The organism is Streptococcus oralis (assembly GCF_003942585.1).
Lineage (GTDB): Bacteria > Bacillota > Bacilli > Lactobacillales > Streptococcaceae > Streptococcus > Streptococcus oralis_BE.
This window is the reverse complement of record NZ_RJNK01000008.1, coordinates 1-16,235: the sequence shown is the minus strand read 5'-3', so window position 1 is coordinate 16,235 and position 16,235 is coordinate 1. Positions and strand designations below refer to the sequence as shown.

At 41.8% G+C, this 16,235-nt stretch carries 14 protein-coding genes and 3 pseudogenes; 16 read left to right on the top strand and 1 reads right to left on the bottom strand.

Translation table 11 applies throughout. The features are described from left to right. The first annotated feature begins 193 nt into the window (after window positions 1-193). From spxB to manA, 4 genes are all read left to right on the top strand, one after another. Window positions 194-1,969 (top strand): pyruvate oxidase, encoded by a 1,776-nt coding sequence (gene spxB, locus D8862_RS08095; protein ID WP_125383561.1) that lies wholly within the window; start codon window positions 194-196, stop codon window positions 1,967-1,969. A gap of 110 nt (window positions 1,970-2,079) precedes the next feature. Then, a complete protein-coding gene (locus tag D8862_RS08090; protein ID WP_125449881.1) occupies window positions 2,080-2,427 on the top strand; it encodes a VOC family protein in 348 nt (115 codons plus the stop codon). A 218-nt stretch (window positions 2,428-2,645) separates the two neighbouring features. Continuing rightward, window positions 2,646-2,906, top strand: a complete 261-nt coding sequence (locus D8862_RS08085; RefSeq protein ID WP_001291473.1) for a SemiSWEET family transporter — start codon at window positions 2,646-2,648, stop codon at window positions 2,904-2,906. 257 nt (window positions 2,907-3,163) lie between these two features. Continuing rightward, window positions 3,164-4,108, top strand: a complete 945-nt coding sequence (manA, locus tag D8862_RS08080; RefSeq protein WP_125449879.1) for a mannose-6-phosphate isomerase, class I — start codon at window positions 3,164-3,166, stop codon at window positions 4,106-4,108. 36 nt (window positions 4,109-4,144) lie between these two features. On the opposite strand, the gene D8862_RS08075 is transcribed toward manA, so the two are convergent. Next, complete coding sequence (locus D8862_RS08075; protein ID WP_125449877.1) at window positions 4,145-5,485, bottom strand: sodium-dependent transporter; 1,341 nt, start codon at window positions 5,483-5,485, stop codon at window positions 4,145-4,147. A 358-nt stretch (window positions 5,486-5,843) separates the two neighbouring features. On the opposite strand from D8862_RS08075, the gene D8862_RS08065 reads away from it, so the two are divergent. The 12 genes and pseudogenes from D8862_RS08065 to D8862_RS08010 all read left to right on the top strand — a co-directional run. Then, window positions 5,844-6,584, top strand: coding sequence for a MerR family transcriptional regulator (locus D8862_RS08065; protein WP_125449875.1), 741 nt, complete (start codon window positions 5,844-5,846; stop codon window positions 6,582-6,584). Between the two features lie 18 nt (window positions 6,585-6,602). Then, window positions 6,603-7,109, top strand: a pseudogene (locus tag D8862_RS09870) (IS30 family transposase); the annotation flags it as partial. 9 nt (window positions 7,110-7,118) lie between these two features. After that, window positions 7,119-7,445 (top strand): annotated as a pseudogene (locus tag D8862_RS08055) (GNAT family N-acetyltransferase); the annotation flags it as partial. Window positions 7,446-7,612: 167 nt separating this feature from the next. After that, the gene (gene ccdA2, locus D8862_RS08050; RefSeq protein ID WP_125449873.1) at window positions 7,613-8,323 is read left to right on the top strand and encodes a thiol-disulfide oxidoreductase-associated membrane protein CcdA2; all 711 of its coding nucleotides are present in this window, start codon (window positions 7,613-7,615) and stop codon (window positions 8,321-8,323) included. Window positions 8,324-8,336: 13 nt separating this feature from the next. Further along, entirely contained in the window at window positions 8,337-8,900 is a 564-nt protein-coding gene (locus D8862_RS08045) for a redoxin family protein (protein ID WP_125449871.1), read from the top strand. Window positions 8,901-8,909: 9 nt separating this feature from the next. Beyond that, window positions 8,910-10,022: a peptide-methionine (R)-S-oxide reductase MsrB gene (gene msrB / locus D8862_RS08040; RefSeq protein WP_125449869.1), complete on the top strand. Its 1,113-nt coding sequence runs from the start codon at window positions 8,910-8,912 to the stop codon at window positions 10,020-10,022. 70 nt (window positions 10,023-10,092) lie between these two features. Further along, on the top strand, window positions 10,093-10,830 hold the full coding sequence (locus D8862_RS08035; RefSeq protein WP_125449867.1) for a response regulator transcription factor: 738 nt from the start codon (window positions 10,093-10,095) through the stop codon (window positions 10,828-10,830). Beyond that, the gene (locus tag D8862_RS08030) at window positions 10,827-12,518 is read left to right on the top strand and encodes a cache domain-containing sensor histidine kinase (RefSeq protein ID WP_125449865.1); all 1,692 of its coding nucleotides are present in this window, start codon (window positions 10,827-10,829) and stop codon (window positions 12,516-12,518) included. Before D8862_RS08035 ends, D8862_RS08030 begins: the two co-directional genes overlap by 4 nt. A gap of 110 nt (window positions 12,519-12,628) precedes the next feature. Further along, window positions 12,629-13,192 (top strand): TIGR01440 family protein, encoded by a 564-nt coding sequence (locus D8862_RS08025; RefSeq protein ID WP_125449863.1) that lies wholly within the window; start codon window positions 12,629-12,631, stop codon window positions 13,190-13,192. Between the two features lie 55 nt (window positions 13,193-13,247). Beyond that, a complete protein-coding gene (locus tag D8862_RS08020) occupies window positions 13,248-13,775 on the top strand; it encodes an AAA family ATPase (protein WP_125449861.1) in 528 nt (175 codons plus the stop codon). Window positions 13,776-13,949: 174 nt separating this feature from the next. Beyond that, window positions 13,950-15,665 (top strand): aminodeoxychorismate synthase component I, encoded by a 1,716-nt coding sequence (gene pabB, locus D8862_RS08015; RefSeq protein ID WP_125449859.1) that lies wholly within the window; start codon window positions 13,950-13,952, stop codon window positions 15,663-15,665. A 118-nt stretch (window positions 15,666-15,783) separates the two neighbouring features. Continuing rightward, a pseudogene (locus tag D8862_RS08010) lies at window positions 15,784-16,235 on the top strand (N-acetylmuramoyl-L-alanine amidase family protein); the annotation flags it as partial.

The window sequence follows — 16,235 nt, the reverse complement described above, 5'->3', positions numbered from 1 at the left end:
TTATTATAAAACAGTTATATGAAACGTTTTCAAACTGTAATGTAATAGAGAATAAAAACTTCTGAGCACATTCTTAGGAGACCCAAAACAAATGTGGTAAAGTAGTAGAGTAAAAATTTGCTGAAACGTTTCCAATTAGTATATGAAAACGGGTTTATCAAGTTTTAAAAATATTTGAAGGAGAGTTATCATTATGACTCAAGGGAAAATTACTGCATCTGCAGCAATGCTCAACGTATTGAAAACATGGGGCGTAGACACAATCTACGGTATCCCATCAGGAACACTCAGCTCACTTATGGATGCTTTGGCTGAAGACAAAGATATCCGCTTCTTGCAAGTTCGCCACGAAGAAACAGGTGCTCTTGCAGCGGTCATGCAAGCTAAATTCGGTGGCTCAATCGGGGTTGCAGTAGGTTCAGGTGGTCCAGGTGCGACTCACTTGATTAACGGTGTTTACGATGCAGCTATGGATAACACTCCATTCCTTGCTATCCTTGGATCACGTCCAGTTAACGAACTCAACATGGATGCTTTCCAAGAATTGAACCAAAACCCAATGTACAATGGTATCGCTGTCTACAACAAACGTGTCGCTTATGCTGAGCAATTGCCAAAAGTAATTGACGAAGCTTGCCGTGCTGCAGTTTCTAAAAAGGGTCCAGCTGTTGTTGAAATCCCAGTAAACTTCGGTTTCCAAGAAATCGACGAAAACTCATACTACGGTTCAGGGTCATACGAACGTTCATTCATCGCTCCTGCTTTGAACGAAGTTGAAATCAACAAAGCTGTTGAAATCTTGAACAATGCTGAACGTCCAGTTATCTATGCTGGTTACGGTGGTGTCAAAGCTGGTGAAGTGATTACTGAATTGTCACGTAAAATCAAAGCACCAATCATCACAACTGGTAAAAACTTTGAAGCTTTCGAATGGAACTACGAAGGTTTGACAGGTTCAGCTTACCGTGTTGGTTGGAAACCAGCCAACGAAGTGGTCTTCGAAGCAGACACAGTTCTTTTCCTTGGTTCAAACTTCCCATTTGCTGAAGTTTACGAAGCCTTCAAGAACACTGAAAAATTCATCCAAGTCGATATCGACCCTTACAAACTTGGTAAACGCCATGCCCTTGACGCTTCAATCCTTGGGGATGCAGGTCAAGCAGCGAAAGCAATCCTTGACAAAGTGAACCCAGTTGAGTCTACTCCATGGTGGCGTGCAAACGTGAAGAACAACCAAAACTGGCGTGATTACATGAACAAACTCGAAGGTAAAACTGAGGGTGAATTGCAATTGTACCAAGTTTACAATGCTATCAATAAACATGCTGACCAAGACGCTATCTACTCAATCGACGTAGGTGACACTACTCAAACATCTACTCGTCACCTTCACATGACACCTAAGAACATGTGGCGTACATCTCCACTCTTTGCGACAATGGGTATTGCCCTTCCTGGTGGTATCGCTGCTAAGAAAGACAATCCAGATCGCCAAGTATGGAACATCATGGGTGACGGTGCATTCAACATGTGCTACCCAGACGTTATCACAAACGTTCAATACGACCTTCCAGTTATCAACGTTGTCTTCTCAAATGGTAAATATGCCTTCATCAAGGACAAATACGAAGACACAAACAAACACTTGTTTGGTTGTGACTTCCCTAATGCTGACTATGCGAAAATCGCTGAAGCTCAAGGAGCTGTTGGATTTACAGTTGACCGTATCGAAGACATCGATGCAGTTGTTGCAGAAGCTGTTAAATTGAACAAAGAAGGTAAAACTGTTGTTATCGATGCTCACATCACTCAACACCGTCCACTTCCAGTAGAAGTACTTGAATTGGATCCAAAACTTCACTCAGAAGAAGCAATCAAAGCCTTCAAGGAAAAATACGAAGCAGAAGAGCTCGTACCATTCCGTCTCTTCTTGGAAGAAGAAGGATTGCAATCACGCGCAATTAAATAATTACTCTCGTCGAAAATCAAATTTTAAATTTGTAGACTTTATTCTTTGATTTTCATAGAGCGGAACTTGAAAAGATCGGAGCAATCCGGTCTTTTTGTGGAGGATAACAAATGAATTTAAATCAATTAGATATTATCGTTTCAGATGTTCCCCAAGTCTGTGCTGACTTGGAGCGTCTTTTGGATAAAAAGTCAGACTATGTTGATGACGGTTTTGCTCAGTTTACGATTGGCAGTCATTGTCTCATGTTATCACAAAATCACCTGATTCCTTTGGACAATTTTCAGTCAGGCATCATTCTTCACATCGAGGTTGAGGATGTAGAGCAGAACTATCAACGGTTGAAAGAGTTTGGTGCCGAGATTTTACACGGTCCTTCTGAAACCGATTGGGGAACAGAATCCTTATTAGTTAGAGGACCTGCTGGTCTAGTGCTTGATTTTTATCGTATGAAATAGGGCGCGTAGTCATTTGACGTTAACCTTAGCTATTTTTAAAACAGAAATTGAGAATGTGAATTATTAGAAGATCGGAGTAATCCGGTCTTTTTCTGTTTCCTCTTTCTTATCACAAGATTGTGATAGTTTACATCTTCATAACAAAAGCTTCAAAATCTTGATTATTTTGAAAAAAGATTATAAAATATGATTCATAAAAAATGAAAGAGGCTTTGGAAATGTCTGAAAAACAAATGAAAATTTTGGGTTGGGTAGCGACCTTTATGTCCGTTATGATGTATGTCTCTTACTTCCCACAAATCATGAACAACCTGGCTGGTCAAAAAGGAAACTTCATCCAACCCTTGGTCGCAGCCATTAACTGTAGTCTTTGGGTTTACTACGGTCTTTTCAAAAAGGAAAGAGATATTCCCCTCGCAGCTGCCAATGCACCGGGTATCGTTTTTGGCCTAGTAACGGCTATCACGGCATTGATATAAAAAGAAGACTGGTTTCAGTCTTTTTTTGTACATAAAAATAGATTCTCAAGTAAAGAAAGTCTAATGAGAGTTGAGGAAAACAGCCGTTGACAGCGAGCTTTCTGAGTGCTGCTTTAGGGGTTCCTCCATCAAGTAAAAGATTATTTCGTTACTATTTTTATAAAATCTTCTCCCTACTTTATAAGAACTGAAAAAGAGTTCAATTCGAACTCTTTTTTTGCTATAATGAGGGAAGAAAAATCAGACAGGAGATCGACATGTCAGAACCATTATTTTTACAATCAGTTATGCAAGAAAAAATCTGGGGTGGGACCAAGCTACGTGATGAGTTTGGTTACGACATTCCAAGTGAAAAAATTGGAGAATACTGGGCTATTTCAGCCCACCCAAATGGAGTTTCTAAGGTAGCTAATGGTCGCTACGAGGGAACAGACCTAGCTACTTTATATGCGGAACACCGTGAATTGTTTGGCAACCGTCCAGAACCTGTATTTCCACTTTTGATCAAGATTCTCGATGCCAATGACTGGCTCAGCGTTCAAGTTCATCCAGACGATGCTTATGGACTCGAGCATGAAGGCGAACTTGGAAAAACAGAGTGCTGGTACATTATCGCTGCGGATGAAGGTTCAGAGATTATATATGGGCATAATGCCAAGTCAAAAGAAGAACTCCGCCAGCAAATCGAAGCTAAAGACTGGGATGGTCTATTAACAAAAGTCCCTGTTAAGGCTGGAGATTTCTTCTATGTACCAAGTGGAACTATGCACGCTATCGGTGCAGGTATCTTGATTCTTGAAACCCAGCAGTCTAGCGATACCACCTACCGTGTTTATGACTTTGACCGCAAGGACGACAAGGGCAACTTGCGTGAACTTCACCTTGAAAAATCTATCGATGTCTTGAACATTGGGGAACCTGCTAATAGCCGTCCTGTGACTCTTAAAGCGGATGATTTGAGTTCCACTCTCCTTGTATCCAATGATTTCTTCGCCGTTTACAAGTGGGAAATCACTGGCAAAGTTGACTTTGAAAAGACAGCTGACTATAGCTTGTTTAGCGTCTTGGCTGGTCAAGGTCAGCTTACTGTTGACGGAAAAAACTATCCAATCCAAAAAGGCAGCCACTTTATCCTACCAAGTGATGTTGAAGCTTGGGTCTTGGAAGGGCAAGGTTTGGAATTGATTGTTAGCCATCCATAAAAAAGGGCCTGAGTTCATTACTCAAGTCCTTTTTGGTTACATAAATTGGGCGATAAAGACCACAATGATGATAATTGGAATGATGAAACGAAGAAGGAAGAGCCAGACTTGGAAAAGTCCCTGTTTCCATGCTCTTTCATCAAGATGCAGTTCCTCCATGGCAAGGGCCTTCTTAAAGATGTAGCCAGTAAAGAGAGAAAGGCAGAGGGCGCCAAAGGGCATAAGGAGATTGGAAACCAAGAAATCCATGGCATCAAAGAAAGTCTTACCAAAGATGTGAACATCTGCCATGACACCGTAAGATAGGGCTGAAGGAATTCCAAAAACAAAGGTCAAAATCCCTAAAATGGCACTCCATTTGGCACGTTTGCTATTGTCCTGGTTGGTGATATTGCCTACATTGATTTCCAGCATGACGACAGAAGAAGTGACCGTCGCAAAGAGGAAAAGTAAGAGGAAAAGGATGTAAAAAATGGTTCCAAAGGGCATCTTGTCAAAGAGTTGAGGCAAGACGATAAAGAGCAGGCTTGGTCCCCCTTCAGACTGGATATTGAAGGCTGACATGGCTGGGAAAATGGCCAGACCTGCCATGATGGATACTGAGATGTTCATGGCTACGATGGAAATCCCTGATTGGACCAGATTAGTTTTTTTGTCCAAGTAGGACGCATAGGTCAGCATGGCTGTAACCCCTAATGAAAGGGCAAAGAAAGATTGTCCTAGAGCATAGAGAAGACCAGCACTGGTCAGTTTTGAAAAGTCTGGTTTTAGGAAGTAAAGAACGCCTTCCATAGCATTTGGCAAGCTGAGAGAGCGCCCAATAATCACGACAAAGATGATAAAGAGCAGGGGCATCATGACCTTAGACGCTCTTTCAATCCCTTTTTGAACCCCACGTGATACAATAAAGATATTCAACAAGATAAAGGCAGCTTGAGCCCCTAGAGCAATGGCTGGATTTGAAATGATTGAAGTAAATAACTGAGCATAATCACCCGTTCCACCAAGCTGGAACAATTTCCCAAACTCAATGCCTAGATAGACTAAAATCCATCCTCCGATAACACTGTAAAAAGATAAGAGGATAAAGAGGGCAAAGGCACCAATCCAACCGATAAAGTTATACTTGTTATTGTCGCCCAGTTTTCCAAAGGTTTTGATAGCGGAAACGCCAGCACTACGGCCAAGGGCAAACTCAGCCAGCAGGAGAGGGAAACCGATTAAAATAGTGGAAATGAGAAAGAATAGTAAAAAGCCTCCACCGCCATTAGCAGCAGTCATGTAGGGAAACTTCCAAACGGCACCAAGCCCGATGGCTGAGCCAGCAGATGCTAGAATAAAGCCTAGTTTTGAGCCCCATTGCGATTTTTCTGACATAGTTGAAACTCCAATCTCCTTTTTTAAAATAAGAAAAGGCTACTTGAGTTGTCAAATAGCCTTCTCTCAATGGCTCTTTACGAGCCTTCTGTTTGATTGATAGACTTGACTATCCTATCATGTTTTCTAAGGTCTGTCAAGAAAACCATTTTCAAGTTTTCACACCTTTCTCAAAAAGTTAGAAAAATTTCGCAAAAACGCTTGACTCTGACCTAAGGGGAGGGGTTATACTATCATTGTAATACTCTTCGAAAATCAAATTCAAACCACGTCAGCGTCGCCTTACCGTACTCAAGTACAGCCTGCGGCTAGCTTCCTAGTTTGCTCTTTGATTTTCATTGAGTATAAGGAGGAAATCATGTACCATATAAAAGAAGCTGCGCAGCTTTCAGGTGTTTCTGTCAAGACCCTGCACCACTACGATAAGATAGGACTCTTGGTTCCGTTAAAGTCGGAAAATGGCTATCGAACCTACAGTCAAGAGGATTTGGAACGCCTTCAGGTCATTCTGTATTACAAGTATCTAGGCTTTTCTTTAGAAAAAATAGCAGAGCTATTAAAGGAAGAAAGGACAGATTTATTGCCCCATTTGACCAGGCAGTTGGACTATCTAACTCGAGAAAGGCAACATCTGGATACCTTGATTTCCACCTTGCAAAAAACCATCCAAGATCAAAAAGGAGAAAGAAATATGACCATTCAGGAAAAATTCGCTGGATTTAGCTATCCAGATCATCAAAAATATCACCAAGAAGCGGTAGAGAAGTATGGACAAGAAGTGATGGACCAAGCGCTCGAGCGCCAAAAAGGTCACGAAGACGAAGCTACGGCTGCCTTCAATCAAGTCTTTCGAGCCTTGTCACAAAATCTTCAAGCTGGTCTACCTGTAACAGCATCCGAAAATCAAGAAGAAGCAGCCAAACTCTTGCAAGCTATTCGTACTTATGGATTTGACTGCTCTATTGAGGTATTCGGTCATATCGGTAAAGGCTACGTCTACAACCCAGAGTTTAAGGAAAACATTGACAAGTTTGGTTCTGGAACAGCCCAGTACACGTCAGATGTCATTGAAACTTACGTTCAGACAAATGCAGAATAAATAGGCTAGGAATTTCTTATTTCTCATACCATTTACGAAAGACCCAAAGAAGCAAACAAGCGAGCTAGGATTGGTGATTGGGAAACAGATACGGTTGCAGGGAAAACTGGAAAAGCTTGTTTAGTGACTCTAACGGATCGCTATTCTCGCTTTCTTAAAATCCAGAAGGTAGCTGTCAAGAAAAGCAAGTTGGTGATAGAAGCTATGGTAAAAATGTTGGCGCCCTTGCCGGAAGAAACCGTCACTCCAGATAGAGGAAAAGAATTCACGAAGTATCAGGACTTGACCGACAAATTAAAGATAGAAGTCTATTTTCCAGATCCTCATGCGCCTTGGTAACGAGGAACAAATGAGAATACCAATGGATTATTACGAGAATATTTTCCCAAAGGGAGCGACTTAACATTCATTGACGAGCACACCATTCAGCTGTGGGAGAATAAACTAAATAATAGGCCACGAAAGTGTCTCAACTGGAAAACACCTTATGAAGTTTTCTATGAAGAAAATGTGCACTTAATTTGACAATTCAGGATTAAAGAAAACCCAGAGCAAGTGATAGGAGATATCAGCATCGTTGAGATGGATGAGGACGATTCTTCTTGTGAAATTGGCTATGTTTTAGGAAAAGATTATTGGGGTCGTGGTATGATGACGGAGGCCTTGAAAGCTGTGTTAGACTTTTGTTTTACTCAAGCAGGCTTTCAAAAGGTCAGAGCTCGTTACGCCAGTCTTAACCCAGCTTCAGGCCGTGTGATGGAGAAGGCTGGAATGTCCTATCTAAAAACTATTGCCAATGGTGTGGAGAGAAAAGACTACGTTGTGGACCTTATTTATTATCAGATAAGCAGAGAAGAGTAGTGAATTTTCTTTTCCGTTTCTATCAAAGTCAGACCTTGTCTGGCTTTTTTTGCGCATGATTTTTAAATAAGCTGATTAAATTCCTATTTTTCCCTATCATTGTCCCTGTTTTTTCTTAGACTTGGGAATTATAATAGACTTATCAAAAGAAAGAAGAGTAAAAAGATATGGACAGTGTATTCTTTTTTATCAGTGTTTTTCTTGCTGGAATTCTTTCCTTCTTTTCTCCTTGTATTTTACCTTTGTTACCGGTCTATGCAGGAGTCTTGTTGGATGATAAGAATGGTGCTCAGGCTTCTAGCAAAAAATTTTCAATCTCACTTGTTAGTTTATTTCGAACTCTGGCCTTTATAGCGGGGATTTCTTTTATCTTTATCTTACTGGGCTATGGAGCTGGTTTTTTAGGCAATTTGCTGTATGCTTCTTGGTTTCAGTATGTGACGGGTGCGGTTATCATTCTCTTGGGCTTGCACCAGATGGAAGTCTTACATTTGCAGGGGCTCTACAAGGAAAGAAGGCTACAATTAAAGAGACAGGGGCAAAACGCTAACGGCTATAGTCAGGCATTTTTACTGGGTTTAACCTTTAGTTTTGCTTGGACGCCATGTGTGGGGCCAGTTCTGGGGTCTGTTTTGGCCTTAGCAGCTTCAGGTGGCTCAGGTGCTTGGCAGGGAGCTGGTCTCATGTTGGTTTACACGCTGGGTTTGGCGCTACCATTTTTGGTTCTAGCTCTCGCATCCAGCTATGTTTTGAAACATTTTCGAAAACTTCATCCTTATCTCGGAACCCTCAAAAAAGTGGGTGGTTTCCTCATTATCGTAATGGGGATCTTGGTGCTTTTGGGAAATGCGTCTATTTTGACAAGATTATTTGAATAGAGAGGAAGAAGAAATGAAGAAATGGCAAACATGTCTACTTGGAGTAGGCTCAATCTGTTGCTTGGCAGCTTGTTCGGCTAAAAACATGTCAGACGAATCAACTATGAAGGAGCAAACCAAAACAGAACAAGTCAGTTCACAAACTGCGACTAAAGGTCAGGCAGTCGCTGATTTTGAACTAACAGGAGTAGATGGTAAGACCTATCGTTTATCTGACTACAAAGGCAAGAAAGTCTATCTTAAATTCTGGGCTTCTTGGTGTTCCATCTGTCTAGCCAGCCTTCCAGATACGGACGAAATCGCTAAAGAAGCTGGTGATGATTATGTGGTCTTGACGGTAGTGTCACCTGGACACAAGGGTGAACAAGCAGAGTCGGCCTTTAAGAACTGGTACAAGGGCTTGGATTATAAAAATTTTCCGGTTTTAATTGATCCGTCAGGCAAACTCTTGGAAAGTTATGGTGTCCGTTCTTACCCAACTCAAGCCTTTATAGACAAGGAAGGCAAGCTGGTCAAAACGCAACCAGGTTTTATGGATAAGGATATGATTTTAAAAACATTAAAGGAAATGGGGTAGAGAAAGGCCATGAATGATAAAGTAAAACTTTTTGTCTTGGCAGGGGTCATTCTCCTAGCCATAACCGGTCTTTATTTTCTATTGATGCAAAATGCAGGGCAAACAGATAGCTCGCAAATTGAGAAAGCATCAGTTAGCCAAGGAGGAAAAACAGTGAAAAAAACAGAAGTCAGTAAAAACGCAGACTTGCACGAAATTTATCTAGCTGGGGGATGTTTCTGGGGAGTTGAGGAATACTTCTCACGCGTTTCCGGAGTGACAGATGCCGTTTCAGGCTATGCAAATGGTAGAGGGGAAACAACCAAGTACGAATTGATCAACCAAACAGGACATGCGGAAACCGTCCATGTCACCTATGATGCTAATCAAATTTCTCTTAAAGAAATCCTGCTTCATTACTTCCGCATTATCAATCCAACCAGCAAAAATAAACAAGGAAATGATGTGGGGACTCAGTATCGTACCGGAGTTTATTACACAGATGACAAGGATTTGGAAGTAATCAATCAAGTCTTTGATGAAGTTGCTAAAAAATATGACCAACCTCTGGCAGTTGAAAAGAAGACCTTGAAGAATTTTGTGGTGGCTGAGGATTACCACCAAGACTACCTCAAGAAAAATCCAAATGGCTACTGTCATATCAATGTCAATCAGGCTGCCTATCCCGTCATCGATGCCAGCAAATATCCCAAACCAAGCGATGAAGAATTGAAAAAGACCTTGTCACCTGAGGAGTATGCAGTTACCCAGAAAAATCAAACAGAACGAGCTTTTTCAAACCGCTATTGGGATAAATTTGAATCTGGTATCTATGTAGATGTCGCCACTGGCGAACCTCTCTTTTCATCAAAGGATAAGTTTGAGTCTGGTTGCGGATGGCCTAGTTTCACCCAACCAATTAGTCCAGATGTCGCTACCTACAAGGAAGATAAGTCCTACAATATGACACGCATGGAAGTGCGGAGCCGAGTTGGAGATTCTCACCTTGGCCATGTTTTTACGGACGGCCCACAGGATAAGGGGGGCTTGCGCTACTGTATCAATAGTCTTTCTATCCGCTTTATTCCCAAAGGCCAAATGGCAGAAAAAGGCTATGCCTATTTACTAGATTATGTTGATTAAGAGGGCTTTCCTAAGCAGTTAGAAGAGAATTTTGCTATACTGATACTAGTAAGTGACAAAGGAGCCGAGCATGACCTACACAATCTTAATCGTAGAAGATGAATATCTGGTAAGACAAGGATTGACCAAGCTGGTCAATGTAGCAGCCTACGATATGGAAATCATCGGTCAGGCTGAAAATGGAAGACAGGCTTGGGAATTGATTCAAAAGCAGGTGCCGGATATCATTTTAACCGATATCAACATGCCTCAGCTAAATGGCATCCAGTTGGCTAGACTGGTCCGAGAAACCTATCCTCAGGTGCATTTAGTCTTTTTAACTGGCTACGATGATTTTGATTATGCCTTGTCTGCCGTCAAACTCGGTGTGGATGACTACTTGCTCAAGCCCTTTTCTCGTCAGGATATTGAGGACATGTTGGGAAAAATCAAGCAAAAACTAGACAAGGAAGAGAAGGAAGAGCAGTTACAAGATTTATTAACCGATAAGTTTGAAGGAAACCTGGCTCAGAAGATTCAGTCCCATCTGGCTGATAGTCAATTTAGTTTAAAGTCTTTGGCCAGTGATTTGGGCTTTAGCCCGACCTATCTGAGTTCCTTGATTAAGAAAGAGTTGGGTCTACCTTTTCAGGATTATCTGGTGAGAGAACGTGTCAAACAAGCCAAGCTCTTGCTTCTGACCACAGATTTAAAGATTTATGAGATCGCAGAAAAGGTTGGTTTTGAAGATATGAACTACTTTACCCAACGCTTTAAACAGATTGCAGGTGTGACACCTCGTCAGTTTAAGAAGGGGGAAGGTCAATGAAGCGTTCTTCTCTCCTAGTTAGAATGGTTATTTCCATCTTTCTAGTATTTCTCATTCTCCTGGCTGCGGTTGGGACTTTCTACTATCAATCTAGTTCATCAGCCATTGAGGCCACTATAGAGGACAATAGCCAAACGACCATCAGCCAAACTAGCCACTTTATTCAGTCTTATATCAAAAAATTAGAAACCACCTCTACCAGTTTGACCCAGCAGACGGATGTCCTAGCCTATGCTGAGAATCCCAGTCAAGACAAGGTCAAGGGAATCCGAGTTCTATTTTTGACCATCTTGAAGGCAGACCAGGACTTGAAGACTGTGGTTTTGGTAACAAAATCTGGTCAGGTCATTTCCACTGATGACAGTGTACAGATGAAAACTTCCTCAGATATGATGGCTGAGGATTGGTACCAAAAGGCCATTCATCAGGGGGCTAATCCGGTTTTGACACCAGCTCGTAAATCAGACAGCCAGTGGGTCATTTCTGTTACTCAGGAACTTGTTGATGCAAAGGGAGCCAATCTTGGCGTGCTTCGTTTGGACATTTCCTACGAAACTCTGGAAGCCTATCTCAACCAGCTCCAGTTGGGTCAGCAGGGTTTTGCCTTTATCATCAATGAAAAGCATGAATTTGTCTACCATCCTAAACGTACTGTCTATAGCTCAGCGAGTGAAATGGAGGCTATGAAACCCTACATTGAGACGGGGCAGGGCTATACGCTGGATCACCAATCCTACGTCAGTCAGGAACAGATTACAGGTACTGATTGGACGGTTATAGGCGTGTCTTCGTTGGAGAAGTTAGACCAGGTTCGGAGTCAACTCATGTGGGCCTTGCTTGGTGCTAGTGCCTTATCTCTTCTTGCCTGTCTCTGTTTGGTGTGGTTCAGCCTCAAACGCTGGATTGCTCCTTTGAAGGATTTGAGAGAAACCATGCTGGAAATTGCTTCTGGTGCTCAGAATCTTCGTGCCAAGGAAGCGGGTGCTTATGAACTGAGAGAGGTGACTCGCCAGTTCAATGCTATGTTGGATCAGATTGATCAGCTGATGGCAGATATTCGTAGGCAGGAAGAAACGACCCGGCAGTATGAACTTCAAGCCTTGTCAAGTCAGATTAACCCCCATTTCCTCTACAATACTTTGGACACTATCATCTGGATGGCTGAGTTTCAGGATAGTCAGCGAGTGGTTCAGGTGACCAAATCCTTGGCAACCTATTTCCGCTTGGCGCTCAATCAAGGAAAGGATTTGATTTCTCTTTCTGATGAAATCAATCATGTCCGCCAGTATCTCTTTATCCAGAAACAACGCTATGGAGATAAGCTGGAATATGAAATTGATGAAAATCCTGTATTTGAAAACCTAGTCTTACCCAAGTTGGTTCTACAACCTCTAGTAGAAAATGCTCTTTACCATGGTATCAAGGAGAAGGAAGGTCAGGGACATATTAAAGTTTCCGTCCAGAAAAAGGATTCAGGGCTTGTCATCTGCATAGAGGATGATGGTGTTGGTTTCCAAGCTGCTGGCGATAGTAGTCAAAGTCAGCTCAAACGTGGGGGAGTTGGTCTTCAAAATGTCGACCAACGACTCAAACTTCATTTTGGAGACAATTACCAGATGAAGATCAATTCTGCACCCGAAAAAGGGACGACAGTTGAAATATACATAAATAGGATAGAAACTAGCTAACTCCCAGTTCATTCTGGGAGTTTTACTTTTAAAAATCTGAATGATTAGTCCGCCTTGATAAAATCATTAAAAAAAGATATGATAGTAGGAGAAAAATGAGGTTAAGAGTGATGGACAAAAGTAGAATTAAAACAGAAACACAGCAGGTAATTGAAGATGTTTTGGGAAAGGCTGGATTGCCTGAAGGAAGCCTCTTTGTCCTAGGTTTATCCTCTAGCGAAGTTTTAGGAGGCCATATAGGCAAGGAATCAAGCCAAGAAATTGGCGAAATCATTGTGAAAACCATCCTAGATATCCTAGAGGAAAAAGGAATTCACCTAGCTGTTCAAGGTTGTGAACATGTTAATCGAGCCCTGGTCGTTGAACGTCAAGTGGCGGAGCAGTTTAGTCTGGAAATCGTTAGCGTCCTTCCGACTCTTCATGCAGGGGGTTCGGGTCAGTTGGCAGCCTTCAAGTTTATGAAGGACCCTGTTGAAGTGGAGTTCATCATGGCTCATGCGGGAATTGATATCGGAGATACCGCAATTGGCATGCATGTCAAGCATGTGCAGGTTCCGATTCGACCAGTTTTGCGTGAGATTGGTCATGCACATGTAACCGCTCTAGCTAGTCGTCCAAAACTCATCGGTGGTGCGCGTGCACAGTATCCAGAAGACTTCATAAGAAAATCATAAGTGGGCGAAGAATGGTCATAAGTTAGAGAGACATTTCAAGTATATAGAGGTTAAAGTGGAAAATTGTGTTTATATCATTTCGGGTCCCCCAGGTGTTGGAAAGAGCACTGTCAGCAAAGAATTGGCCTATTCTTTTGACAAAAGTGTAGTTATAGAGGGGGATATGATTTATTTAATGATTAAAGGAGGTCTCGTAGCTCCTTGGGAAGATGATGGATTTTACATGGATTTGTTCTGGGATAATATCATCAGTCTGACCAATAATTTCATCGACCGAGGCATTACCGTCGTGATAGAGTATGTCATATTTGAAGATCAACTGAAGAAAATTGTAGCTTTCTTAAAGGAAAAACAAATTAAGCTAAAGTATTGTGTCCTAATGGCAGAAGAAGAAACCTTGAAAGATAGGGATTCTTCTCGGAAAGAAATTGAGAGAACAGGCGATTTATCAATTCAAGCAAGAAATGAATTCTTAGCTAAAAATAGTGAGAAACATCATTTTCTGTACACGGATGATTTAGATATCAAAGAAACGGTAGGCATCATTAAAATTTCAAATCAATTTTTAATTTCTGAACAGTAAAAAACAGAGAGAGTAAGGGTATAGAAACCAAGACTCTCTCTGTTTTTGTTTAATTCTTGTTAAAAGCACTCCAATGTAGAAAAAAGTAACGTAGAGAATTTTTCGTTACAGAAATCAGTAAACAAAGCTGGATTTAGCTGTTCTAGGTCGGCTTTTTTGTGCTATACTTAAGATATGCATAGAAAAACAGTGATTGATTTTAGGGCTTTGGGGGAGAGATACACTTTTACCCAGCCGATTAAAGAGTTAAAAACGAGATATTTATCAGAAGTGGCAGACTTGCTGGCACAAGTGGAAAGCTACCAAGAGCAAGGTTATTATGTGGTGGGCTATGTCAGTTACGAGGCTGCACCTGCATTTGAGGAGAAATTAGCAGTTCACAAGCTTCCTCTACTGGGCGAGTATTTGCTTTACTTTACCGTTCACGATAGGGTGGAAACATGCCCTATTCCTCTGACTTATGAGGAAGTAGATCTGCCTTCAAAGTGGAAGGAAGAAACATCTGCAGAGAACTATGAAAAGGCTATTGCCCAGATTCACCATCATTTGCGTCAAGGTGACACCTATCAGGTCAATTACACTGTCCAACTCAAGCAAGACCTAAGTGCCAATCCTTTTGCCATTTACAATCGTATGGTGGTAGAGCAGGAGGCGGGCTACAATGCTTATATTGAACATGACGAGATGGCAGTGATTTCCATGAGTCCAGAGCTCTTTTTTGAGCAAAATGACCGTGAGTTGACAACACGTCCAATGAAGGGAACAACTAAACGTGGTCTGACTGACGATGAAGATTTGAAAGAGGCAGCTTGGTTGGAGCAGGATCCTAAAAATCGCTCTGAAAACATGATGATTGTGGACCTCTTGCGCAACGATATGAACCGTATTTCTGAAGTGGGCAGTGAATATGTGGAGCGTCTGTGCCAAGTGGAGCAGTATTCAACCGTTTGGCAGATGACGTCGACCATCAAGAGTCAGTTACGATTGGATGTGGACTTGGTTGCCATTTTTCGCTCTCTCTTTCCTTGTGGATCCATAACGGGAGCACCCAAAATTGCGACCATGGAGATTATCAAGGATTTGGAGCCTCAACCTAGAGGAGTTTACTGTGGAACGATTGGTCTCTTACTTCCAAATGGGCGACGGATTTTTAATGTCGCCATTCGGACCATTCAACTTCACAAGAGTCAAGCCATTTATGGAGTTGGAGGCGGGATTACTTGGGATAGTACCTGGGAGTCTGAATACCGAGAGGTTCATCAAAAGGCGGCTGTTCTCTATCGTAAACAAGCTCATTTCAAACTGATTACTACTGGGAAAATCAGCCAGAAGAGTTTGTTGTTTGAAGATCAACATCTGGAAAGACTGACAAAGGCGAGTCGTTATTTTGCCTATCCTTTTGATCCAGAAGAACTGAGACAAAAGATAGAGGAAGAGTGTCAAGCTTGTGATTCCCACCAAGACTACCGTTTGCGAATTAGTCTCAGCAAATCTGGAGAGATAGAACTCAGTCGCCAAATCTTAACACCCCTTAGTCCGACCTTCTGCAAAGCCAAACTTTGCCTACAGAAAGCCAATTTGCAACAAGCATTTACCTACTTCAAAACAACTCACAGACCACACTTAAGTCTAGGTAAACAGGAAATCATTTACCATAATGCAGTAGGAGAGCTATTGGAAACGTCTATCGGGAATTTAGTTCTGAAAATTGATGGGAAGCTCTACACACCGCCCATTCGACTGGGAATCTTGCCAGGAATTTATCGTCAGCATTTGCTGGAAACAGGACAGGTAGAGGAAAAAGTCTTGACTTTAAAAGACCTAGCTCAGACGGAGGCTATCTATGGCTGTAATGCAGTCAGAGGTTTGTATGAGTTGGAAGTGATATAACTATGGATTTTTCAATTAAGTTTTAGATTTATTTCTGAATATTTAATATTTGATTTGAAAGCAAAATAAAGTATATGGTATACTATAGGTATAAATCATTAAAACAATGGAGATTTTTATGAAAAAATCAAAAAAAATTTTAGTAACCAGTTTAGCAACTGCAACACTGGGACTTATTTCATTTGCAGATACAACTGAAGTCTTTCCTTTTTCGGCTCAGCATGTTTCTGCTCAAGAAAAGGATGTATCTAAAAACGGTAAGATTGTAAAAGAGAATACAACTTCGGCGCCAAATCAAGCTGAGAAACCGAAAACACCAGCGCCGAAACCAGAGCCAAAACCAGCACCGAAACCAGAACCAAAACCCGCACCGAAACCCGCGCCAAAGCCAGCACCAAAACCCGCTGAGAAACCAAAAACACCAGCACCAAAACCCGCGCCGAAGCCGGCACCAAAACCCGCACCAAAACCCGCACCGAAGCCGGCACCAAAACCCGCGCCGAAGCCAGCACCAAAACCCGCTGAGAAACCGAAAACGCCAGCTCAAAAACCAGCTGAGAAACCAAAAAC